This is a genomic window from Agrobacterium sp. InxBP2 (genome assembly GCF_026191755.1).
Lineage (GTDB): Bacteria > Pseudomonadota > Alphaproteobacteria > Rhizobiales > Rhizobiaceae > Agrobacterium > Agrobacterium pusense.
Genome location: NZ_JAINDY010000014.1, coordinates 1 through 23,366 on the forward strand (window position 1 = coordinate 1; position 23,366 = coordinate 23,366).

Below are 23,366 nucleotides of genomic sequence, written 5' to 3' on the forward strand. Positions count from 1 at the left end.
CACCTCATCTATGATGGCAGTATCAATCTGACGAACGAAGCCGACTGGATCGGTCTTTGCTGATAGTAAGGTCGTTTCGTCATCTAACGTGAAATACGGACGATCTGTCTGGAGCAGGGTTCGAGCCAACGTCGTCTTGCCGCACTGCCGCGGTCCGTTCACAAGTACGACTGGCGTATCTTTGAGCGCGACCCTAATTCGCTCGGCTGCGCCTCTCGGATAAAGGAGGTCAGAAGGACTTTCCCCTTTCAATCTATTTCTCCTCCTGATCGCTACCAAATTCTAGGATTGCCGATGCGTTCAGGTCGGAGTTTACATGCGTCCAATTCGGATTGCAACTTCGTCCAATCCGGAACTTACTGCCGTCCGTTTCGGAAACTTGATGGGGACGAGCCAGCTATCGAGAAGAGTGAGCGGAGGCGTGTTGGAGTGAGGATTCAAATCGTATTTTGCTCTTGATGGGAATCGAACCGATGTCCGGTCACCATAAACGACTGCTTGCATTGTGTTTTCAGCCGCCTAAAGCATATCCTAAGGACGGGACGCACGTTAAAACCGGACACCGGTCTGGTCCATCAAGCCGAATGCCTTCCCCCGCTGCTCCTCGGGATAGGATGGCCGCTTGGCGCTGGGGCGCTGACTGAAACGATCGAACCAAGTTTGGAGCTTAACGCACTCGGGCGGGATCGGTACGGCGTAAAAATCGCTCGCGTATTGCAGCGTCGCCATGGCCACGCAGTCAGCCAGCGTGACGTATTGACCGGCAATGAACCGCTCTTCGGGCATCAAGCTTTCGACAAGCCGCAACTGCCCGATATACCGGTCGGCGCCGATTTCGGCGACCTCCCGACTCGATCGCACCGCGCCTTGCCCAAGCACACTGCCGTGGCGCGCCCAAAGACCGAAAAATGTCAGGGGCTCATCGAACATGTAAACGCATTGGCGCACCTTCGCCCGCACAGCCGGCGTTTTCCCCCGCATATCGGGATCCGGAATTGTGTCCTCGATATAGTCGAGGATCGCCAGCGATTGGCCGATGACGGTGCCATCGGCATGCCTCAGGATGGGAAGAGATCCCATGGGAGTAAGAGCCCCGATCTCGGGCGGAGGCATGTTTGCAAGCGTATCCGGCTGCGCATACACTGTCATGGCGACGCCCCCAGGCTGCTTTTCTGCCAGGTAGATATTCAACCTTTGCGGATAAGGCCCAAAGGCGAAATTGAAGATTTCGATCAAGCTGATCCCTCCTTATCGACAGGGCGTTGTTCGCAGCATCAGGCGATCATGACCCAGCCGCGGAACGAAAGAGCGGCGTAGAACAGGCTTGGATGCTTGAAGCCCGCTTCGCGAAAGCACGCTTCTTCCCGGTCCTGCGAAAGCAGCGGCAGCCGCTCGGCCATCGCCTTGGCCGAGGCTGCTGCCTGTCCGGGCGCCGAAGTCGGGCCCACGGCAAATTCCGCAGATCTCTCCAGCCAGAGGTACGCTTGTCCATCGATCTCAGTGTGATGGGCAGCAACCAAAACGCCGCCCGGCTTCAGACGCCCGCGGATCTCCCGGAGAGTCTCCAGCCGCTCACGCCTATCGAGGAAATGGAGTGTCAGGAGACACACTGCCCCATCGAAGGGACCGGCGGGTGCATCAACCGCCGTTCCGTGAATAAGATGCGTTCGCTCGGCGCAAATCGATGTCGTTTGTCGAGCGATGTCGAGCATGGCAGGCGAGGGATCGACGCCGGTAAATCGCCAGTCCGGTCGCATCTCCGCCATTGCCCGGATCTCCAGGCCGCCGCCGGCACCCACGACGAGAATATCGGCAGGACCCCGCGCCTGTTCGGCAAGAAGCAGCGCTGCCATTTTGTGAAGGTCTGCAAGCCCTGGCACCTTGCGCGGCGTCTCAAGAACGTAGTCGCTCACGGCCGCCGGATTGGGGAATGGATTGGGATTGCTGCGCATGACAAACCGGTTTCTGTATCAGTTGAGGATACGTAACATGCTTTCGCTTCTTGTATCAAGTGGTGCTACATGATGTGCAGGATGATGATCGCATGGACCGAGGCCGGGCAATGAACAGGGATACGAGACTTTCTGACGTGCTGCATGTGCTATTGCACATGGCGCAGGTGAAGGAACCGCTGACATCGGAGGTTCTGGCCCGAAGTATGGGTACCAACCCTGCGGTATTCCGCAGGACGATGGCGGGTTTGCGTCGCGCCGGTCACGTCATGTCGGGCAAGGGGCACGGCGGCGGCTGGCAACTTGCGCGGCCCCTTAAGGAGATCACGCTCTTAGCCGTCTATGAAGCCCTGGAGCGGCCAACGCTCTTTGCCATCGGCTCGCGTGGCAGGCATCCGGAATGCAAGATCGAAGAGGCCGTCAATTCGGCGCTGGCGGAGACGATGCGGCGGGCGGAAAGCCTGCTGCTGGAGCGATTTGGCCAGGTGACGCTCGATCAACTGATGCCGTCTCAGGCAAAGGCTATATCCTCACCTTGCGGCAGTACCGTGTCCGCCACGCCGCACGGGGACTGAGTAGACCCGCATCGGCGTGCGTCACAACGCGAGCGATGCTGCAGGACCACAGCAGAGCCGGATGAGGTGCCGGGTTTCAGGCACTGGCCGTCGGTCGAACGACGATGTCGCTCGTGTCCACCTCGTCAGGCTGGTCTATGACATGCATGATGGCCGCTGCTATCGCCTCGGGCTTCAAAGCGATCTGGCGATAACTCTCCATGGCCTGCGCCGCCACCGGATCGGTGATCGTGTTGGCCAGTTCAGATTCCACCACACCTGGATAGATGCAGGTGACGCGGAGCTTGTCGTTCTCCTGGCGCAGCCCGTCCGAGATCGCGCGAACTGCATATTTGGTGGCGCAGTAAACGGCGGCCGTCGGCGAGACGGCAAAGCCGCCGATCGACGAGATATTGATGATCTGACCGGATCCCTGCCTGTTCATCAATGGCAGAACCGCTGCAATGCCATGCAGGACGCCCTTAATGTTGACGTCGATCATCCGGTCCCACTCGTCCACCCTCAGAGATGCCATGGGTGACAGCGGCATGATGCCGGCATTATTAATGATCACGTCGATCCGGCCGAACTCCTGCGCTGCCGCATCCGCGAACGACCGGACGCTCTCACGAGAAGTCACATCAAGGCTTCTGTAGATTGCCCTACCCCGGCAGCGGTAATGTCCTCGGCAAGCTTTTCGAGACGATCCGTTCGTCTTGCCCCCCGCACAACGGCAGCGCCTGAAGTGGCGAGAGTGCGCGCGGTCGCTTCGCCTATCCCGCTGCTCGCTCCGGTGATAAGGACGATCTTGTTGGCGATGTTCGTCATCGGATATTCCTTCCATGGTGGTTTCAAATGAGGCAACGGCCTGGCGCACGGTGCTCACGGCAGGTGACGCCACTTGACCATACGGTGGTTCAGGTCGAGCGTGCCGTTGTCGACGGCGAAGGTCCCATCCCCGCGATGGTGCAGGGTTCGCCGTTCCGTCCGGCTTTCGTTGAGCCAGATTCTCTTCGCCTCAAGGATGAAGAGGTTGTAGGGATCGAGCAGCCTGTCATCGATTACCACGCATTCGATGTTGGCCAGGCAATCTTCGAGAAGCGGAGCTGAGACCTGCTCCGCGGGCTTGGTCTCGAGGCCAAATCTCTCGAACTTCTCGACATCCGCGCCGGAACAGTTTCCGATATCGACGACGGTTTCGGCCAGATCCAGTCCGGGCACGGCGATCACGCATTCACCGGTGTTACGAAGCGCCTGATAGCTGTGATCCCACGGGCCGATCACACATCCGATGAGCGGCGGATCGTGCTGAATCATCATGTGGAAACCCATGGTCATGACATTGGGCCTGCCGTTGTCGAGCGTCGATACCATCACGATCGGGCCAGGTTCAAGCAGGCGATAAACCTGCGATGCGGGTAGTTCCTTCATCTCGATCTCCTTCGGGCATCTGGATTTCCTTCGGGACCCCTGCGCAATGGCAGGGGCCAAAAGGGCGGTGCATCACCAACCCTGTTCCACGGGCAGGACGAATAGCTCGGCAACATCGACATGCGCCGGGGCCTGCGCAGCAAAGACGATGGTGTCGCCGATGTCCTCACCATTGAGGAAGGTCATCTGGCCGGCGAGGTCATCCATCTGCTGGCGGTAGCCGGGATCGGTGATGTGATCGTAGAGCTCGGTTGCGACAGCACCCGGCTGAATGCAGGTAACCCGGATATTGTGCTTCGGCCCCACCTCCATGCGCAGACCATCCGAAAAGGCGGCTACTGCATGCTTGGTGGCGCAGTAGACAGACAATCCCTTGAACACCTTGCGACCCGCAATCGAGGACATGTTGAAGACGTGCCCGGACCGCTGCTTGATCATCTGAGGCAGGACGGCGGCCGTCGTGTTGAACAGGCCCTTCACATTCACATCCACCATCCGGTGCCACTCATTGACCTTGAACTGATCGATATCGGAGAGCGGCATCAGGCCTGCATTGTTGACGAGGATGTCGATTGCACCGTGGGTATCGATCAGCGTCTTGACGCCTGCTTCGACCGAGGCCGGATCGACCACGTCCATCTGCAGAACCAGAGCTTGACCACCGTTGGCTCCGATCTGCTGCTTGATATCCTCGAGCTTTTCGGTGCGGCGGGCGGCAATGCCGACCTTGACTCCGGCCTTCGCGAGCTTGATGGCGGTGGCAGCGCCGATGCCGCTCGAGGCGCCAGTTACGAGTGCAATCTTTCCATTGAGGTTAGTCATCGTCTTCACTCCTTGTCTTGGCCACCGATCAGGCGGCGGTTGCGTGTTGACAAGGAAGAAGATGGGGCGGATGGCAGGCCCCTTCTCTCGTGCTCTTGCTCCGCCTATTGCGATCTTGCGCGAAAGTTCGCGATCGCCAGGAGATGGTGTTATGCGTAGCTCCGGGAGGCAAAGAGGCGGGCCGCTCTGCACCTGCAAGCGGGCGGAATGAACTGCGAGGATAAGGAACTGAAGGCATGCAAAATCTACTTTGCCTGACCTCCGATGACAGCGCTGCCGGATATCTCAAGGCACATCATTCACGCTCTACATCCCAGCCGCAGATCGTCTCTTTGCCGCTCCGGCTGATCCGTACGCCCCTGGCATCCGAGGGCGCGAAGCTGGATGAGACCTGCGTCCTGTCCCGCCTGGATGCCGCCGATCGCGTAGAGATCTACGTCGACCCCGATCCTAACAGTCAGCTTCTCATGGCCCTACTACTGACCAGGGCCTGTGCCGCCGGGCTGGATGGCGGCAAGATCCATCTCCGGCATGGACCGTTGCGATGGGCCCATGTGGATAGCGGTACGCCGCCCGATACCGTGGCACTACCGGTCGAAGTGGATGACGCGCATATGACCGCCGCAAGGGCAATCTGGTCCGCCTATGCCGCTCCGTCGCCCGAGGCGTGGTTGAGTCTTTCGCCTGAGGATCTGGCCCATTTTCCCGCCATGCATCAGGCGTGGGACGCGCTGCTGGACGATCTTCCGCGCGCCGATACCGGCCTCGGCGCGTGCGAGCACCTGGTTCTGGAGACTATCGTCGCCAGGCCACGCCGAGTCGGTGATATCGCGGGCGTCTTCGCCCAATCTCCGTCACCGCTGATCGCGCTCCCGCAGACCGTTGCGCTGCTCGGTTCCCTGGCCTCCGGCGCGGCTCCGCTCATCGAGGGCCTCAACGGGCGACTTGGCGAAGACGACTTCGCCGATGATGTCGATGCCTTGGACGCCTTTCGCGACAGCCAGCTGGCATTGACGGCTCTGGGCCGCAGCGTACTCGCCGGCGAAACGGATATCGTGAAGGTCCGCGGCATCAATCGATGGTGGGGCGGAACACAACTGAAGGGTCACACCTGCTGGCGATGGGATAACAGGTCGCGCATGCTCATTCCACCGGCCCGGCCCGAGATGTGATACCGGGGCAGCGACGCGGTCAGCGCTTGCGATACTGGCTCGGAAGCAAGCCGGTCTCGCGCTTGAATACCTGGGCGAAATGGCTCGGGCTCGAATAACCGACCGCGATACCGACCCTGATAATGCTGAGATCCGTTTCCTGCAGGAGCTGCTGTGCCCTGGCGATCCGCTGGCGAATGAGATGGCGCGAGGGTGAGACGCCGGTTGCTTTCTTGAACAGGCGGCTGAAATGGAACTCGCTCATTCCGGTCGTGGCCGCAAGTTGCGCCAGGTTAAACGGTTCGGCCAGATGTTCCTCGAGATGCGCCATGGCACGCCGCAGCTTGTAGCCGGGCAGCGCGGCCTGCCGCCCCTCCTCACTCGCGCCGGCGGCGTAGTTGCGGATCAGATGCACGGCAAGGCTTTGCGCCATCCCCTCGACATAGAGTTGGCTACCCTTGCCTTCCGACACAAGCTCATGATGGATGAGCTGCAGAAAGTGGGTCAGCTGCTGGTCTCGCCCACCGGAGATATCGCGCAGGGCTGGCGCTGCTACGCAGCCGAGAACATCGCAGGCTACGCGCTCGAACAGGGGGACTGACATATAGAGATGCATGACCTTAAACGGATCAGATCCCATGGCGCGCCATCGCATCTCGTAGGGCCGGTCCGTGCGGGTCAGGAAGAAATCGCCAACCTTCACATGAGCGCTCGACCAGTCTCCATCCAGATCGCGTTCCTCGACCACCGCCTCGCCCGACATGATCCAGACGATCAGCGGCTCGGCAACTGCCGGCACCAGAAAAGCGTCCTGATTTTGCTGCCGCGTGTAGATCTGGACGAAGAGATCGTTCCACGCCAGACTGTCTCCGGTGAGGAGCGTTCGGCCGGTGATGAACTGCTCCAGACCGCGTGGCGACGTCCGCTCCGGCACAGTCTTTTCCGGCAAAGGCGCACGTTCGCAGACGGGTCTGACGGCGCCAAACGCCTCCGAAAGGGCAGGAGCTGATATTTCGGTCATGGCCTCTTCTCTTGGTGCGATCGGTCTGTTTTCCACCAGCGTGCTGCCGGTTAATGCGCAAGTCCGAGACTTGTTGCGGCCAGGTCGGCGGACGTCCGAGATTGGTAGGGTCGGCAAGAGCCGGCCCTGGCGTGGCACAATTACCAGGCGACGGGGCCCTCCGGTGCGACGAACTGGCCGGAGACGGCGCCATCGCCCAACAGCGCATATTGCACCGGCAGCCGCGCACCTTCTTCCGGAGTCAGGTAGCCATTGCCGCCGGTGAGATCGGTCTGGACATAGCCCGGCGCAATCGAATTCACGGCAATAGACGTGCCCTTGAGTTCCGCTGCAAGCTGCACTGTCAGCATGTTCAGCGCCGCCTTGGAGGCATTATAGCCGATCAGCCGCGCCTCGTAATAGGGCGATGTCGGATCGCCGTTGACCTGAAGTGAGCCGAGCGTCGTGGACACATTGACGATGCGACCGGCCGCGGATTTGCGCAGCAGCGGCAGCATGCCCTGCGTGACGGCTAGGCTGCCGAGGAAATTCGTCTCCATCAACCTTCGGGCCGCAGCGACAGTTCCAAGCGTCGGCGGACCGTCCGCGCCGTCGACGATGCCGGCATTGTTCACGAGAATGTCGAGCCGGCCATGCCGCGCTGCGATCTCCTCGGAAGCGGCGGAGATGGTCTTTTCGTCATTCACATTAATGACAATCGGCTCCACCGCGAGGCCGCCTCGCTCCAGTTCATCCGCCGCGGCCCATCCCCGCGCCCTGTCGCGGGCGCTCATCAACACTATGACACCGGCTTGCGCAAGTTGCCGTGCGATCTCAAAGCCGATGCCTTTATTGGCGCCCGTCACGAGCGCGATTTTCGTTCTATCCATCATAAATCACCTTTGCATATTGGGAGCATGCACGGCTAAATATATGAAGAATCATTCGCCTTTTGGATTCGCATATGGACGTCTCCCCACCACGTCATCTCAAAGCCCGCAAAACGCCGCGTCAAGCCCGTTCCAGCTCGACAATCGATGCGATTTTCGAAGCCACCATTCAGGTTTTGATCAAGGAGGGAACACATCGTCTGACGACCACGCGGGTCGCCGAGCGCGCCGGGGTCTCGGTCGGCACCATGTACCAATACTTCCCGCACAAGCAGTCCTTGCTCTACGCGCTCAACGAACGCTACCTGGACAGTTTGGCAGAGCGAGTGGAAATGACCTGCCGCAAGCTTCATGGCCGGTTGACCGCTGAAATGGTCGAGGCGCTCATTACCGCGTACTGGGAAGCAAAAATGGAGCGCAGTGATGTTACGCGCGCGCTCTACAGCTCTTCGGTCGAGTTGGACAATGAGGCGTTGATTGATGCGTTCGCAAGACGCATGGATGCCGCGACCAAGGCGATGCTGTTAAGCGCCCCAAATGCTCGCTACAGCGATATCAGTCTCGTCAACTTGACACTTCTATCCGTCATCTTCGGAACGGTCAGGAATGTCTTCGAACGCAACCTTCCACCTTCGGACCAGGACGCCATTCGTGATGAGATGAAACGCATGTGTCTCGCTTACCTCGCTGTGGCAGGCGGTGAGATGCAGGCGCCGATCCAAGTGGTTTGATGATCGCGGTTGGCTACCACCGTCTTCACACCCTGGCTATTTTTGGACGTGATCACATAGAAGTTTAGGAGCCTGCTCTTGGTACACCGCGTCGGACAATTGGAGATCGCCCTCCTCCTTGCACTGGATGCGTTGTTGCAAGAAGAGAATGTGACACGCGCTGCAGCAAAATTGAACATCACGCAGTCTGCACTGTCGGGTCGTCTCAACAAGCTCCGGCATCTATTGAACGACCCGCTGTTTACTCCAGCTTCGACCGGGAGGGGCATTGTCGCAACGCCCCATGCGCTGGCGCTCAAACCCGAGCTTGATCAACTCATTGAACGTCTCAAGCAGTTCGGGCGAAAGGCATATATTTTCGATCCAGCCTCAAGCGATCGGATGTTCACGATCGCGGCATCCGACAATCCCGCGGCCATCGTCGCTCCCGAGCTTCTTTCGCTCGTTCACAAGCAGGCTCCCGGTATCAACATCAGATTTGTTTTTCCGGATCGGGGCCACATAGGACGGCAGTTAGAGAGCGGCGATGTTGACCTTTATATCGGCGCTGCAAACGATGCACCTCTGGACCTGATCGGCCGTAGGCTATTCACCGACGAGCTCGTGACCGCCCAGCGAATAGGTCATCCGCGTGGCCGAGGACCATTGTCTCTCGACGAGTTTTGCGCCCATGAGCATCTATTAATCTCGTCCAACGGGGGAATGTTTTCAGGCGTGATCGATGAGGTTCTGGCTGAGCACGGTAAAAGTCGAAGAGTTTCTGTTTCGGTGCAAAGCTACGCGCTCGCGCCCCTGATTGTCGCCGGAACGGACTGCCTTTGCACGCTGCCAAAGCGCCTGCTGGAGCGCTTTTCGCATAGCCTTGATCTGTTCAAGCCGCCAATCGAACTCGGCGAGTTTGCTCTTAAGTATTTCTGGCATCCTCGCATGACGTCGGATCCGGCGCACCAATGGCTGCGAACCATCGTGGCTGACTCATCTGCAGGTACATCCTGAGTCCGGTGATCCTCTATGATCATTTACAGCGATAGGTCGCATCGCCGGTTCTGATTGGCGTCCTGCCCGGATCTGTCAAATATTCCGAACGGCCCCACCAAATGACCCGGTGTTGACGCCGCGGACGACTCCCGGTCTCGGCGCAATAAGTCAACACATGCACATGGTGTCGGTCGTCCAATTCGACGTCATCAATTCGACAGCCACGTTGAGAGAAATAAACCGATGCGCATAAAAATGCCCGTGATTTTCGCCGCTGCAGCATTCGCCGCAGCATTATCTGCTCCTGTGTTTGCCGGAGAGAACGTAACTGCTATTGCAAACTATCAGCAGGTTACAGACAGTTATAGTTTTCCCCTGGGAGATATCCGTATCACTGCTCTTTCAGATGGAACTGTGCCCCAGGACCTGTACAAGCTGCTGACCGGCACGTCGCAGTCCCATACCACGGAGCTGCTTGATAAGGCATTCCTGGCGAACCCTGTTGAAGCATCCATCAACGCATTTCTGATCCAGAGCCCAGGCAAAAACATTCTTGTGGATACCGGCTCCGGTGATTTGTTTGGTCCGGGGAATGGCGGAAAACTACTGGACAGCCTTGCAAGTGTAGGCGTCAAAGCTGATGACATCTCTGACATACTCATTACACACATCCACACCGATCACACCGGCGGTCTGGTGCGAAATGGTCAACCCGCGTTTCGCAATGCCACCGTGCACGTCGGCGCGCCGGATCTGAGCTTCTTCCTCGACTCGTCGAACGCAAAGAAGGCAGTATATCCTGAGAGTTATTTTGACGAAGCAGCAAAAACGATCGGTGCCTATGAGCGGCTCGGCAAGGTGAAAACCTTTGGAGACGGCGAAACGATCCTGCCGGGCGTGCGGGCGTCTCTTCACCCCGGGCATACACCGGGCAGCGCCTTTTTTATCGTCTCAAGCAGAGAAAAATCCATCACTTTCATTGGCGACGTGATCCATGTTGCGGCCGTGCAGTTTCCAGACCCGAACGTAACAATTCTTTATGATGTCAAACCTCAAGAGGCCGCTTTAGCTCGAAAGGAAGCTTTCGAAGATTTCGCTCAACATCGCAAACTTGTGGCGGCCCCGCATATCCCCTTCCCCGGCGTTGGCTATATTCGTTCAGAAGGGCCGGATACGTTCTCCTGGCATCCCCTCGAATACCGAAACCGCGCCGGCAACTAAAAAGCGGTTCTGATGAATAAGTAGTAACGAGGGTGCCGGTCTGTTCTTACCGGCCCTCTTAGCTACGTTTCGCTAGAGTGGGAAAGTTCACCTTGCCATATGTGAAACGATCCTCCAATTAACCCCGCCGAGGGCCGCGCCTGAGATAGGAATTGCGAACCATGAAAACATCTCGCGGAGATCAACTCGCAAGCGCCAATCCGCCCTGTCGAGTTGTATCCCTCTTGATCTCGGCCACGAGGCTGTCCAAGGCGGCATTCCTCAATTTACGCGATCGACGCACTATGTAGGCTAATGCGGGCGGCTGCGGAAGCCGTTCTGTCATGATTTTCATCTCGCCGCGGATATGCCGATCGCTCAACAAGGCGACGCCCATGGCCGCGTTGACGCCGGAGACGATCCCCGCGGCACTCGAACATTCGAAGACTGTCTCAAGCACCGCGTCGTCCTGGCCGATGTCGAGCGCCCACTGTCGGTAAAAGCATTCGTCATCGAACGACAAGAATGGGATCGGGCGGTGGACCGCCAGCACCAACTCTGGATGCTTGACCCAGTGCAGTTGCTCCCTAAACAGCACGATGTCCGTTGGGCGGACCTCATGGCTGAAGACCTGGATGATCGCGGCGTCGAGCTCACCCCGTTCGAGCATGGCGCGCAGGACCAAGCTCATGCGGACTTTCGTGCGAACGGTGACGTTGGGGTGTAGCCGCCGAAACCGGCCCAGGATGCGGGCGAGATCGGTGCAGGCCGTATCCTCGGTCAGGCCAAGCGCCAACCGTCCAGCCAGTGGCGTCTTCGAGAGGCTGAGCAAGGCTTCGTCATGCAACTCCAGAATACGGCGGGCGTAATCGAGAAGGTCTTCTCCGGCGGCGGTGAATATTGGCCCCCCGGGCTTGCGGCCGAGCAGTTCGCAATCGAGGCTGATCTCCAGCCGCTTGATCTTGTGGCTCACCGCAGACTGTGAAAGCCCCAACACGACAGCCGCCTTGGTGATGCCGCCATGTTTTCGGATCGCCGAAAGCGCCCGCAATGAGTCGATCTCCAGTCTGCGTCCGTTGACTTCCTTCAACGCCCTCTCCGCTCGATTTGTTCGCAAACTACCCTACCACAATTGGCTTTTGAGATGACACAAATTTCAGACATGTCATCGCGTCATCGATATTTGTCATGTGCGCTTTGCGAGAGATGGCCCTACGATTCCCGCGTAAAGATACCCAGAGGGCGCCATGGCCACTTCCGCAGCGCCGAAACGGCACCCTCTGCTCTGGCCCTTTTTGGCGACACTGCTGATCCTCGGCTGGAGTTCGGGTTTCGTCGGCATCCGTTACGCGAATGAGCAAGCCAGCGTCATGCTTCTCCTGTTTTGGCGGACGCTCCTGTCGGGTCTGATCCTGCTTCCCTTTGCACTTTCGATCGGACCAAGTCTGTCTTTGAGGGTGATCCGGGATCAGGCCCTCTTCGGCATCATGTCTGTTTTCCTTTACCTCGGTGGCTTTGCGCTCGCGATCGAGCAGAGGGTTCCCACGGGTCTCGTTGCATTGATCTCCGACCTCCTGCCGCTCGCGATCGCCGCCCTATCCCAACCCGTTCTCGGGGAGCGTCTGTCACCAAGGCAGTGGATAGGCACAGCCATCGCCGTCGTCGGCGTTCTCATCGTGTCCATCGACAGCCTCAGTATCGGTTCGGCTCCGCTTTGGGCATACGGCGTGACTGTGGGGTCGATGCTCATCTTTGCGGTCGCCTCGGTGCTGCATAGGAGACGTCGACATCAGACAATTGCTATCCATCAGATCCTTTGCATTCAAACCTTGACCGGATCGGTCCTGTTCGGGGCATGTGCGGCGACGCAGGGGGGCCTTACGCCGCCGATGACCGTCGAGTTTGCGCTCGGGATAATCTGGCTCGTGTTGATCGCGACCTTCCTTGCTTACGCCGTCTATTACACCAGCCTGCGGCTGTTCCCGGTGGCCAAGGTCAGCGCTGCTATCTATCTCAGCCCACCGGTGACGATGCTATGGGCCTGGGCACTATTTTCAGAACCTCTAACGATCGCGATGTTCATGGGACTTGCGGTGACGCTGGTCGGCGTTTGGATGACATCGCGATCGTAGGTATCAGCCCAATTCGAACAAAAGGGGTTGAGGGAGCAACCAATGCCACCTCTTCGAAGGGTAGCCCGGGGAGGCTCAACAGGTTGTCCATGTAGAATGACAATTTTGAGTCAAGAAGGGGAAGTTACGCCTTGAGCGGATGCGAACCGGCGTCCCGCGAAACTGGGCGGCGCGTATCGATCCGGGCGTCGTGCAATCCACGCAAGCCGCAAAGGGACGCCGGCCGCGACGACGTGTATACACTCGAACACGAAGGTCTGGACGTTATTGAGGTCATCGACAAAGGGCTCTTCCCGGTAGATGACCGGCACGTCATGTCATAGCAAATCATTGCACACAGGATCCTGAACGAAGCGGGACGACCTGGCGCGCTGCGGAATAGATTGGTCTGGACTTTCTGGCTTCGTTTTGACTTATCATTGACACACCTTCCGGCCGGACCATTTCCATTAACTCCGTCTGGAGGGCAGGCTTGCTGGTGTGCTGATTTGTTCATATTCGAAAAACTCTTCTATCGGGTCAGGGTCGCCTTGTGGCGGGTGTCTTTCTTCCGGCGCAATGCGTCCCCATGGCCATTCAAGGTGGAGGTCTCCCGTCACATTGACGCTTCTGAGCCGGACGAAGGTGGGTTCTATGCCTACCATTACGAGTACGACGTATATCTATTTTCAGATGGGGTGATGATGTTGACGGCGCGTGCCTACATCGATGAGCCGACCAAGGCAGAGTTGATCGGTTGGGCAAGGGGTGAGCGTAGCTGCCGGCTGAAGAAAAGTGATTTGGATCACCCACTTGTCTTGAGGGCCGCCGAGCATCTCCGTCAGGCCGGTAAATCCGACCTTTCTTGGCTGAGTGCCAAGGATCGGGGATATGTCCGGGTCAATGTCGCTGCGGCTTAGAGATTCCCAGGAAGGCAGCGACCGGAATTGTCTTTAGGCCTTGGCCTGAAGTTTAACGGCTGGCGTAGGTGGATGAAGGACGCCTTTCATCGCCACGCAGCTGGCCGCAGTAGCAATTTAAGTGCTTTCATCGCAACAGGAGAGTTGCTGCGCCTTCGATAACAGACGAAAGACAAGGATCAACAGGCTCCGTCCGCAGAGTCTTGGAGCCCGTACGGAGGCCGCCATCGCTTTGCGCCAGGATCGTTTACAGGTGTCCATGGGCGGCGTTGGCATCGCAGGCGTCGAGCTTACAAGCAGGTTTTCAGGCACAAACGCCGCAGCCGATAGCCGGGTTTGTTCGCAGGAAATTTTCGCGCGGCAATAATTCATTGAAAATTCCGGCTCTTCACCTTGAGCGTTTCGATATGGAGATCAGGCACGAACATATCCCTTGGGACGACCGGCTTCGGCCGATCGCGTGAATCCGGCCCGCTGCCTCCGTGGGCAAACTCATCGCCGCGACCAGCCGGCAGCCTGAACTCCGTATCTCGATCGGCAAGGCCAACCAGATCGCCTGAGAGATCGAAGAGTTGCTGGGCGACGAGATGGACGACCTCCCCTTCCCGCTGAATCCGTCCGTTGATCGCCATCATCGAAGATCCCAGCACGATGCGCCTGCGTTTCTCGAACAGGGTGGGCCAGACAACGACGTTGGCCGGTCCGGTCTCGTCCTCGATGGTGATGAACATCACACCCTTGGCCGATCCCGGCTTCTGCCGCACCAGCACGAGTCCAGCGGTATAAACCCACCGCCCATCACGGGCATTCATCGCCTCGGCACAGGAAATGATATTGCGTGCCGACAGGTCCTTGCGCAGAAAGGCGACAGGATGCTGGCGCAAAGTGAGCCCGATGTGGCTGTAGTCCTCGATGACGTTATGGCCGTCCGTCATTTGCCGAAGCGCCACCTCTGGCTCCTGCTGCTCGGCAATCGCCGTCGCCTCGCGTTCGGCTGCGGCTGCAAACAACGGCAAGGGCTCGTCGCGCAGCGCCTTGATCGCCCAGAGCGCATCGCGTCGTTCGAGTTTCAGCGATGGCAGAAAGGCGTCGGCCTCTGCCAGTTGAACAAGCGCTTCGGTCGGCACGCTGGACCGGCGCCACATGTCATCGACTGAGGCGAACGGGTTGTTCATGCGCGCTGCAACGATCCGTGCGGCGTCCGCGACAGCCAGCCCTTTCACCTGCCGAAACCCGAGGCGCACAGCATGACGATCGCCGCCTCCAATCCTTTCCAGCGTGCAGTCCCATCGCGAGCGGTTGACGCAGACCGGCCGCACCTCGACGCCATGCTTGATCGCGTCTCCGACGATCTGGGCCGGAGCATAAAATCCCATGGGCTGGCTGTTGAGAAGGGCTGCACAAAAGACGTCGGGGTAATGGCACTTGATGTAGTTCGAAGCGTAGGCAATCAACGCAAAGGAGGCCGCGTGACTTTCCGGAAAGCCGTATGAGCCAAAGCCTTCCAACTGCGAAAAGGTCTTTTCGGCGAACTCGGACGAATATCCGTTCTTGACCATGCCTGACACCAGCTTGTCCTTGAAGCGCGAGACGCCGCCGGTGAACTTGAAGGTCGCCATGGATTTGCGCAGCTGGTCGGCCTCACCACCGGTAAAGCCGGCACAGACCATGGCGACGCGCATCGCTGACTCTTGAAACAGCGGCACGCCCAGCGTCTTGCCGAGCACCGCCTCCAACTCGGGTGTCGGATACTCGACGGGCTCCTTGCCTTCGCGACGACGGAGATAGGGATGCACCATGTCACCCTGGATTGGGCCCGGCCGCACGATGGCCACCTGCACGACGAGATCGTAGAACGTGCGCGGTTTTAACCGCGGCAGCATCGCCATCTGCGCACGGCTTTCGATCTGGAAGGTGCCGAGCGTGTCAGCCTTGCGGATCATTGCATAGGTCGCCGCATCCTCTTGGCTGATTTTCGAGAGATCAAGATCCTGCCCTTTGTGCTCGCGGATGAGATCAAAAGCCTTGGCCATGCAGGTGAGCATCCCGAGCGCCAAGACATCCACCTTCATGAACTTCAGTGCCTCAACGTCGTCCTTGTCCCATTCGATGATCTGCCGGTCTTTCATCGTCGCCGGTTCGATCGGCACGAGATCGTCTAGCCGGTCATGGGTGAGGACAAAGCCGCCGGGGTGCTGACCCAGATGCCGAGGCGCGCCCATCAACTGCTGCGCGAGTTTCAGGGTGAGCGCCAGACGCCGGTCATTGGGGTTGAGATTGAGTTCCCTGATGTTTCGGTCGGGAACTTCTTCCGACCAGGACCACATGCCCGATGACAGCGCCTTGATGACATCTTCAGGCAGGCCAAGCGCCTTACCGACATCGCGGATTGCGCCCTTGGCCCGGTAGCGGGTGACGGTTGCGCAGAGTGCCGCCTTATCCTTGGTATAGGTCTTGTAGATCCACTGGATGACCTCCTCGCGCCGTTCATGCTCGAAGTCGACATCGATATCCGGCGGCTCGTCGCGTTCCTGACTGACGAAGCGCTCGAAGAGGAGATCATTGGTCGAGGGATCGATCGAGGTGATGCCAAGGATATAGCAGACAGCGCTGTTGGCCGCAGATCCCCTGCCCTGGCAGAGAATGCCCTGACTTCGGGCAAAACGGACGATCGAAAACACCGTCAGGAAGTAAGGCGCGTATTTCATGGTGCGGATGAGATCGAGCTCGTGCCGAACGGTCTTTAAAACATCCGGTGGCAGGCCTTCCGGATAACGATCGGGCGCACATTCCCAGACATAATGCTCGAGCGATCCTTGAGCATCCTTGCCCGGCACGATGGCTTCCTCCGGGTACTGGTAGGTCAGTTCCTCGAGCGAGAATTTGCAGCGACGCACGATTTCCAGGGTTCGCGCGAGTGCTTGCGCGTAGCGCGGAAACAGGCGTGCCATTTCCTCCGGTGGCTTGAGGTAGCGGTCGGCGTGGCGTTCGCGCTCAAAGCCGACATCGTCGATCGTGGTGTTGTGCCTGATACAGGTGACGATGTCCTGCAATTGCCGCCGGCCCGGCTCATGAAACAGCACATCATTGGTGACGACGGTTCTGACCTTGAACCGCGTCGCCATGTTGGAAATCTCATGCAGCCGCAACTGGTCGTTCGGTCGCCGACGCAAACAGAGAGAGACGTAAGCGCGATCACCAAACAGCTCAGCCATCTTGCGAAGCTGCGAGGCGCAGGTGGCATCCGGCAGATCAGGTACCAGAATGCCGATCATGCCCTCGGCGTAAGCGACGATATCGTCCCAATGCAGGATACAGTTGTTCTTGCCGCCACGCGATTTTCCCAGCGTGATGAGGCGCGTCAGGCGCGAATAGGCAGCGCGATCCATCGGATAGACCAGCACAGACATGCCATCCGCCAGATCGAGACGACAGCCAACGACCAGGCGCAACCCGGTGGCGCGCGACGCCTCAAGCGCCCGAACAATTCCGGCAAGCGAATTGCGATCGACGACGCCGATTGCGTCGATACCGAGCTGTTTCGCGGTCTCAAACAACTCCTGTGCAGAGGAGGCGCCGCGCAGAAAGGAAAAGTGGGTCGTGACCTGGAGCTCGGCGTAGCTCATGCGAAGATCCCGTGGCAGAACCAGCGATGGGACCCGGTCTCGGGATCCACTCCGTCGCCGGAGCGGAACACCCACAGGCGCTCGCCTGCCTCGTCCTCGATGACAAAGTAGTCCCGCACCGCGTCCATTTCGGCGTCGCGCTGCCACCACTCCCCGAAGATGCGTTCCGGGCCGTCGGCGCGTTTGACCTTACGGCGCTTGCCGCGCCAGACGATCGAGACCGGCGGGCGGTCCGGCATCAGCGCAATCGCCTCGATCAGTTCGGGCCGTGGCAAAAGCCGGACTGGACGGCGCCAATGGCTCACCCAGGCAACAGGGATCGGTTCAGCAACGGGACTGATCCGCCGGACGGAACGTTCCGGCACATCGGATGCAACCGGTGCGACGCGATAGACCCGCTGGCCGCGGTTTCCATAGATGTCGATCAGTGGCGTCACATCGGTGACGTCATCCTCGACCAGAGCAGAGACTTTCTGCGCCTCTTCCAATGGCTCGGCCAGAACCGCAACAAGGGTGAGCCTCTCGATCCCGAAACCCGGCTCGATCTTTTCCGTCCGGTCCCGAAACAGTTTCGTCAGCCAGGCTACGTCGCGGGCGGGCTTGGCTGTTCCGGCGCGGATTGCCTGTCTGGTGCCATCGACCTTCTCGACAATCAGGTCAGCCCGACGCACGCCGAGCCCCCGCTTTTGGAGTTCATCGACCAATTGCACGACAAGGCGGCCGACATATTTGTTGATGGTCTCCGCTGCGCCAATCGGTTCAGCGAAGGCTTTCGAAACCTCGACCAGCTCAGGCGTGCGGATCGGCTCGATAGGCTCGGCGATGCGACAGAGCATCTGATCGAGACGGCGCCCAACCTCCGGTCCAAAGCGCAACGTCAGCGGCGCGCGCGGGGTATTGGCAAGCTCCCCGATCGTCTGAAATCCGAGAATGCGGAGATCGCTGACAATCTTTGCCGGCAGACGCAGGAGCGATATCGGCAGCTTTTCAACGGCCTGCACTGTCTCACCCGGCGGAATGACGATCGTCTCGCGGTTGATGGCGCGGGCGCAGGCATGGGCTGCACCCCAGCTGTCGGCGACCGCCACGCGGGCAGTCAGCTTCCTGCCAAGAAACCGGTTGGCGATCTTTGTCACCATTGGCAGCTCACCGCCCTGCAGGTGGTCGGCGCCTTCGGTGTCCATCACGATGCCGTCGATCCCGTCAATCGCGACGATCGGCGAATAGATGGTTAGTGCCCACAGTGTGATGCGTTCGAGAGCTACCCGATCGGCTTCGATATCGGCGTCGACCATCATCAGGCCATGAAACAGCGACTGCGCCTTTGCCGCCGGCATGCCGACATGCACGCCTGCCGCCCTGGCAGCCAGGTCGGCAGCCGAAACCCATCGCTTCGACCCGCTTCTTGCGATCACGGCAATTGGCTGTTCAGGCGAAATGGAGGGATCCGCCCGCCGAATACGATCCGTCGGCAGATCCGGAAGATAGATCGAGACGACCCTTGTCATCACACGCCCTCACGAGAAACTCAGCACACTCACCCGCTTTCACGCGCATCAATTCAAGAAACCATTGAGGCCTGCCCACCCCCGGTACCGGCAGCTCTTCCGATGGCATCACACTGACCCGCCATCTGGTTGTTGACGCCGTCGGCTGGCCAAAATCATTCGCCTCGGTCTGCCGTCGCCATCGCCGGACGGCAAGAGCCATCGTCCCGGTTCGTTCGGCGGCTAGCTGCAATCGGCGGGAACTGACCATCGGCAGGCGGACAAGTTCGCCGACGACCGCCCCGAGACCGCCGAACGACAGTCCCTCCTCCATATTGGCCAGAACATCCTCTTCCCTGTCGGACTCGACAAAAATAACGCGGTCAGGATGGAGGCCTACCTGAGCAAGCGCCGGAAAAAACAGATCCGGTCGCGTCAGACACCAGATGACCGGGCCTCTGGTTCGCGCGGCAATGCCCGCCACAAAAAGCGCTGCTGCTGCGCCATCGACCGTACCGGATCCTCCGCCCGCAAACTCATGCAGGGCTCCATAGGCAAGCCCGCCGCCAGGCAAGGCCGCATCGATCTTGGGGACACCGAAGGCGAGCGTTCCGGGCCGCTTCGCGGCTGCGCCCTCCATCGAGGCGATGCGGTCACGCAAGTCACAGATCAGATCTGTTACCCCCTTGGGGCGGGCAGCAGTCATCGTTCACGGCTCCCTTCAAGGTCGTGTTCATAGGATCGACGTCATGTCGTACGGGCTATCTGTTCATTGTTTGTTCCTATAGTGCAAAAGAGTCAAGCACTACAAAGTTGAGGAATATTATCCCAATATTAGCAAGGTCGAAGATTCGAAAAAGATTCAAGCACGTAGGAAGCAAAGAATTTTTTTGGCATGTGCCTATTGTCGACCCCATGCGGTATTGTGGCGGCGACGGACATGGGTATCGCCAGTGCGAAAAGTGCACGTTGCGGCGATTGCATTGGCGTTGGGTACAGCGCGATGTCCCCGGATTTCTCTTTTTCAACGGGTTCTGCGGGCAACGAAACGCGATCCTGCGGATCTCGAACCGGAAGACCTTGCGGGGCGCGACCCGTCTCACGTCGGTTAGGGGACTGAACGAAGCTGACATTGGCCGTACTCCATCGCTGTCGAAACGTCTCGTTAAAGTGCCTGTTCCGCATCGAGATCAGTTTGAAGCCCGTTTCCCTTTAACGAACTTCAGATTTGCAGCAGTGTTTCCCTGCTTCGATGCAGTAGCAAAGTGGCTGATGACGCCCTATCGACACAGTCCTGGCATTTAGACTTTGCGTCGCCCTCTTGCCACGGCTGTAGCTGGGTGCCACATCGCAAGCCATTGCCATTAGAGAGCGACCTTCATGACAGTTATAGCCTCTTACATCTATCGGCTCGGCGAGCGCACCGAAAAACTCCCCTTGACGGGCGACCCGTTCCAAGAGACCGACGGCGAATTTGCCTGGATCGGCATTGCCGACCCGACACCCGATGAAATGGCATGCCTCAAGTCGATGTTCGATCTCCATCCATTGGCGGTAGAAGATGCCCTCAATGGCAAACAGGTGCCCAAAGTCGAAGTCTATGGCGACCAGCTGTTCGTCATCATCAAGACCGCCCATCTCGAAGGAGACAAGATTGCCTATGGCGAGACCTGTATTTTTGTCGGCCGGCACCATGTGATCTCCGTTCGGCATGGTTCGGCACGCTCACACAGGGAGTTACGGGAACAGCTCGAACAGTCTCCACAACTCCTGGATCACGGGCCCGACTATGTCCTGCACGGTATCATCGACTTCGTGGTAGACGGCTATCTTCCGATGGTCGAGGCTCTGGAGGACAAGGTGCTCGAGATGGAAAAGCATATGCTGATCTCTTTTCTCGAACGCGAGCAGATCAGACGGCTTTTTCGCATGCGCCGACAGGTCATCCGGTTTCAGCGCATCCTCGGCCCGATGGCCGAGGTCGTGGGCAAGCTGACAAACCTCGAACTGCCCTGTATCGACGACAATGCCAAGGCCTATTTCCGGGATGTGCTCGACCACGTTCGGCGCGTCGAGTTCATGATGTCAGGTCTGCGAGAAATCATCACCTCCGTGTTCGAAGCCTCAAACCTTCTGGAACAGCAGCGTCAGGGAACAATCACCCGGCAGCTTGCTGCCTGGGCCGCGATTCTCGCCGTGCCTACGGCGATAGCTGGCATTTATGGAATGAATTTTGAGCATATGCCGGAGCTGAAATCGGAATATGGCTATTATGTCGTAATCGGTGTCATTCTTACACTTTGCGCTATCCTGTATTCCAGTTTCAAAAAAACAGGGTGGCTGTAGTGTAATCCCGTCTCTCAAGACTATCTAGCGCACAGCCTAAATCGCATCGCACTGAAGCCGTAAAGGAGTTGGATTTGGCCACTGGACTGATCGCATTGCTTGACGACGTTGCAGCCATCGCGAAGGCCGCAGCTGCCTCGTTGGACGACATCGCAACGCAGACAGCGAAAGCCAGCGTGAAGGCGGCGGGCGTCGTGATCGACGATACTGCCGTTACTCCGACCTATGTTATTGGCCTGGCTCCTGCACGTGAGCTTCCGATCATCGGAAAGATTGCGCTCGGATCGCTGAAAAACAAGCTGATCTTTCTCCTGCCGATCTGTCTTGTGCTTGGATATTTTGCTCCATGGCTCATTACCCCCCTGCTCATGATCGGCGGAATTTATCTGTCCTTTGAAGGCGCGGAGAAGCTTCACGAGGCCTTCTTTCCTCACGTCACCAAGCACGATCAGGCTCAGAACGCGGCGCTCGACGCGACGGATCTCGAAAACCGCAAAGTTTCCGGCGCGGTCCGGACCGACTTTATCCTCTCAGCCGAGATTATGGCGCTTACGCTTGCCGGGGTTTCGACATTGAGCATCTATTCGCAAGCTGCGGTGCTGGCAACCGTCGGCATCCTGATCACCGCTGCAGTATATGGTGTCGTGGCCATCATCGTCAAAGCAGACGATGTGGGACTGCACCTGGCAAAGGCAGGAAGCCCTTTAGCAAGCAAAGTCGGAGCGGGCCTCGTGAAGGGCGTGCCCGTGCTTTTGAAGACATTGGCTATCGTCGGGACGGCGGCAATGCTGTGGGTAGGTGGAAGCATCATCGTGCACAGTCTGGCAGGGCTTGGATTGCATCAACCAGAGCATCTGATTGAAACGTTTGCATCTAATATCGAACACACAGTGGCGGTTCTTCCGCAAATCACCAAGTGGCTGGCCACCTCTTTGGCCCAGGCAATCATCGGCATTGCGACAGGCGCAATTGCAATCCTGCTCCTGTCCATCTGGAAGCAACTCATTCCTGGCGACACTAGGACCAGCTAGCGTTCCGTCGCTGGTTTCATAGAACCAGGTGCGGTGGATTACGCACGTGTAGCTGCTATGGTCGTTCTGGATGGACCTTGCCAGACTTGACGGAGGCGCAAGGGCCTTCCGCATTGGGTTATGTCCGGCGCCACAGTGGCCGCGCTTGTGGACGGCTTACGACAAAGTGCGACTGGCTCCTACCAGGTATGGGGGAACGGCAGGACAATACCCGCGTTTATATGCTCCACTAGTGAAGCGCACGTGATGCGGTGAACACATTGCATCCGGACCAAGGGGAACTGCCAGCATGTGCAACCTTTATCGGATGGAGGACAAGGACTGGGTCTCGAAGTGGGCCCAGGACGCCGAAAGCCTGATCAACCTGATGCCGGCCTATCAGATGAACCCCGACCAGATGGGGCCGATCGTCCGAAACACGGCGGACGGCAAGAAGCAGCTGGTTCATGCACGATGGGGCCTGCCCTCGCCGATTTTCGTGCAGAAGAAAGCTGCGGAAGCGAGAGCGGGAAAACTGAAGGCCAAAGGTCAGGCCGTCGATATGGATGAACTTATCCGCATAGAACCGGACCGCGGCGTGACGAATGTGCGCAAACTCAATCTCCCTCACTGGACGCGATGGTTCGGCGTCGAGCACAGGTGCCTTGTCCCGGTCACAAGCTTTGCCGAACCGGATCCGATGAGCAAACAGGAGGGTGGCAATGTGCCTAATGCCTGGTTTGCCCGTGATGATGCGAAATCGCTGATGTTTTTTGCCGGCGTCCACGTGCCGCAATGGAAGAGCGTCCGCAAGGTCAGGGATGGGCTCACAACCGACGACCTATACGGTTTCCTGACGACCGATCCGAATGACCTCGTGAAGCCGATCCATGAAAAGGCCATGCCGGTCCTGCTGCTGACGAAGGAAGAAACCGAAGTCTGGATGCGGGCTCCGTGGAATGAGGCAAAGGAGCTCGCCCGCCCGCTCCCGAACGGCGCGCTGATCATTTCGTCACGCGAACCATACGGATCAACGATCGTTTCGCAAAGTGGAGAACCGGTGGAGGAGCAAGGACGCCTTTTATAATCGGCGGCCATTACCTCACCACTGTCCGGGCCACAGCCTTGTCGATGAGGAGACTAAACCCGCCGAACTG

General features: G+C 58.6%; 21 protein-coding genes and 1 pseudogene. 10 read left to right on the forward strand and 12 right to left on the reverse strand.

The features are described from left to right. From K7A42_RS00335 to K7A42_RS00345, 3 genes are all read right to left on the reverse strand, one after another. On the reverse strand, positions 1 to 252 hold a 252-nt coding region (locus K7A42_RS00335), incomplete at its 3' end, for an AAA family ATPase (RefSeq protein ID WP_282454653.1). Between the two features lie 297 nt (positions 253 to 549). Next, entirely contained in the window at positions 550 to 1,236 is a 687-nt protein-coding gene (locus K7A42_RS00340) for a glutathione S-transferase family protein (protein ID WP_045535270.1), read from the reverse strand. A 38-nt stretch (positions 1,237 to 1,274) separates the two neighbouring features. Further along, a complete protein-coding gene (locus tag K7A42_RS00345; RefSeq protein WP_034499602.1) occupies positions 1,275 to 1,952 on the reverse strand; it encodes a class I SAM-dependent methyltransferase in 678 nt (225 codons plus the stop codon). Between the two features lie 110 nt (positions 1,953 to 2,062). Between K7A42_RS00345 and K7A42_RS00350 the strand changes: the two genes are divergently transcribed. Next, a complete protein-coding gene (locus tag K7A42_RS00350) occupies positions 2,063 to 2,527 on the forward strand; it encodes an Rrf2 family transcriptional regulator (protein ID WP_022557119.1) in 465 nt (154 codons plus the stop codon). Positions 2,528 to 2,603: 76 nt separating this feature from the next. Here K7A42_RS00350 and K7A42_RS00355 read toward each other — a convergent pair. The 3 genes and pseudogenes from K7A42_RS00355 to K7A42_RS00365 all read right to left on the reverse strand — a co-directional run bounded on the left by K7A42_RS00355 (position 2,604) and on the right by K7A42_RS00365 (position 4,759). After that, a pseudogene (locus K7A42_RS00355) lies at positions 2,604 to 3,334 on the reverse strand (SDR family oxidoreductase). A 54-nt stretch (positions 3,335 to 3,388) separates the two neighbouring features. Beyond that, the gene (locus tag K7A42_RS00360) at positions 3,389 to 3,937 is read right to left on the reverse strand and encodes a flavin reductase family protein (protein WP_022557117.1); all 549 of its coding nucleotides are present in this window, start codon (positions 3,935 to 3,937) and stop codon (positions 3,389 to 3,391) included. 72 nt (positions 3,938 to 4,009) lie between these two features. After that, positions 4,010 to 4,759 (reverse strand): SDR family oxidoreductase, encoded by a 750-nt coding sequence (locus K7A42_RS00365; RefSeq protein ID WP_022557116.1) that lies wholly within the window; start codon positions 4,757 to 4,759, stop codon positions 4,010 to 4,012. Between the two features lie 236 nt (positions 4,760 to 4,995). On the opposite strand from K7A42_RS00365, the gene K7A42_RS00370 reads away from it, so the two are divergent. Then, positions 4,996 to 5,931, forward strand: a complete 936-nt coding sequence (locus K7A42_RS00370; protein ID WP_045535265.1) for a hypothetical protein — start codon at positions 4,996 to 4,998, stop codon at positions 5,929 to 5,931. 19 nt (positions 5,932 to 5,950) lie between these two features. On the opposite strand, the gene K7A42_RS00375 is transcribed toward K7A42_RS00370, so the two are convergent. Together K7A42_RS00375 and K7A42_RS00380 are read right to left on the reverse strand one after the other, a co-directional pair. Continuing rightward, complete coding sequence (locus K7A42_RS00375) at positions 5,951 to 6,931, reverse strand: helix-turn-helix domain-containing protein (RefSeq protein ID WP_022557114.1); 981 nt, start codon at positions 6,929 to 6,931, stop codon at positions 5,951 to 5,953. Between the two features lie 140 nt (positions 6,932 to 7,071). After that, a complete protein-coding gene (locus K7A42_RS00380; protein ID WP_022557113.1) occupies positions 7,072 to 7,803 on the reverse strand; it encodes an SDR family oxidoreductase in 732 nt (243 codons plus the stop codon). A gap of 71 nt (positions 7,804 to 7,874) precedes the next feature. Between K7A42_RS00380 and K7A42_RS00385 the strand changes: the two genes are divergently transcribed. The 3 genes from K7A42_RS00385 (at position 7,875) to K7A42_RS00395 (ending at position 10,730) form a co-directional block, all read left to right on the forward strand. After that, positions 7,875 to 8,531, forward strand: coding sequence for a TetR/AcrR family transcriptional regulator (locus tag K7A42_RS00385; RefSeq protein WP_064263835.1), 657 nt, complete (start codon positions 7,875 to 7,877; stop codon positions 8,529 to 8,531). 78 nt (positions 8,532 to 8,609) lie between these two features. Beyond that, complete coding sequence (locus tag K7A42_RS00390) at positions 8,610 to 9,527, forward strand: LysR family transcriptional regulator (RefSeq protein ID WP_022557111.1); 918 nt, start codon at positions 8,610 to 8,612, stop codon at positions 9,525 to 9,527. A 225-nt stretch (positions 9,528 to 9,752) separates the two neighbouring features. Then, positions 9,753 to 10,730, forward strand: coding sequence for an MBL fold metallo-hydrolase (locus tag K7A42_RS00395; RefSeq protein WP_045535260.1), 978 nt, complete (start codon positions 9,753 to 9,755; stop codon positions 10,728 to 10,730). Positions 10,731 to 10,911: 181 nt separating this feature from the next. Here K7A42_RS00395 and K7A42_RS00400 read toward each other — a convergent pair whose 3' ends face one another. Beyond that, complete coding sequence (locus K7A42_RS00400; RefSeq protein ID WP_022557109.1) at positions 10,912 to 11,799, reverse strand: LysR family transcriptional regulator; 888 nt, start codon at positions 11,797 to 11,799, stop codon at positions 10,912 to 10,914. Between the two features lie 157 nt (positions 11,800 to 11,956). On the opposite strand from K7A42_RS00400, the gene K7A42_RS00405 reads away from it, so the two are divergent. Further along, positions 11,957 to 12,841: a DMT family transporter gene (locus tag K7A42_RS00405; RefSeq protein WP_022557108.1), complete on the forward strand. Its 885-nt coding sequence runs from the start codon at positions 11,957 to 11,959 to the stop codon at positions 12,839 to 12,841. 488 nt (positions 12,842 to 13,329) lie between these two features. Next, the gene (locus K7A42_RS00410) at positions 13,330 to 13,740 is read left to right on the forward strand and encodes a hypothetical protein (protein ID WP_051674319.1); all 411 of its coding nucleotides are present in this window, start codon (positions 13,330 to 13,332) and stop codon (positions 13,738 to 13,740) included. 368 nt (positions 13,741 to 14,108) lie between these two features. On the opposite strand, the gene K7A42_RS00415 is transcribed toward K7A42_RS00410, so the two are convergent. Genes K7A42_RS00415 through K7A42_RS00425 form a run of 3 tightly spaced genes read right to left on the reverse strand, consistent with a single transcriptional unit; the run spans position 14,109 to position 19,559 of the window. After that, on the reverse strand, positions 14,109 to 17,366 hold the full coding sequence (locus tag K7A42_RS00415) for an error-prone DNA polymerase (protein ID WP_034499591.1): 3,258 nt from the start codon (positions 17,364 to 17,366) through the stop codon (positions 14,109 to 14,111). Continuing rightward, positions 17,363 to 18,874 (reverse strand): Y-family DNA polymerase, encoded by a 1,512-nt coding sequence (locus tag K7A42_RS00420; RefSeq protein ID WP_282454654.1) that lies wholly within the window; start codon positions 18,872 to 18,874, stop codon positions 17,363 to 17,365. Before K7A42_RS00420 ends, K7A42_RS00415 begins: the two co-directional genes overlap by 4 nt. After that, on the reverse strand, positions 18,795 to 19,559 hold the full coding sequence (locus K7A42_RS00425) for an ImuA family protein (RefSeq protein WP_006699057.1): 765 nt from the start codon (positions 19,557 to 19,559) through the stop codon (positions 18,795 to 18,797). The genes K7A42_RS00420 and K7A42_RS00425 overlap by 80 nt, the downstream gene beginning before the upstream one ends. Before the next feature lie 674 nt (positions 19,560 to 20,233). Between K7A42_RS00425 and K7A42_RS00430 the strand changes: the two genes are divergently transcribed. The 3 genes from K7A42_RS00430 (at position 20,234) to K7A42_RS00440 (ending at position 23,296) form a co-directional block, all read left to right on the forward strand. Further along, positions 20,234 to 21,199: a magnesium and cobalt transport protein CorA gene (locus K7A42_RS00430; protein WP_006699058.1), complete on the forward strand. Its 966-nt coding sequence runs from the start codon at positions 20,234 to 20,236 to the stop codon at positions 21,197 to 21,199. A 74-nt stretch (positions 21,200 to 21,273) separates the two neighbouring features. Further along, positions 21,274 to 22,230, forward strand: coding sequence for a DUF808 domain-containing protein (locus tag K7A42_RS00435; protein ID WP_022557578.1), 957 nt, complete (start codon positions 21,274 to 21,276; stop codon positions 22,228 to 22,230). A 289-nt stretch (positions 22,231 to 22,519) separates the two neighbouring features. Next, positions 22,520 to 23,296 carry an SOS response-associated peptidase family protein gene (locus K7A42_RS00440; RefSeq protein ID WP_034499589.1) on the forward strand — a complete coding sequence of 259 codons (777 nt, stop codon included), beginning with the start codon at positions 22,520 to 22,522 and terminating at the stop codon, positions 23,294 to 23,296. Positions 23,297 to 23,366 lie beyond the last annotated feature (70 nt).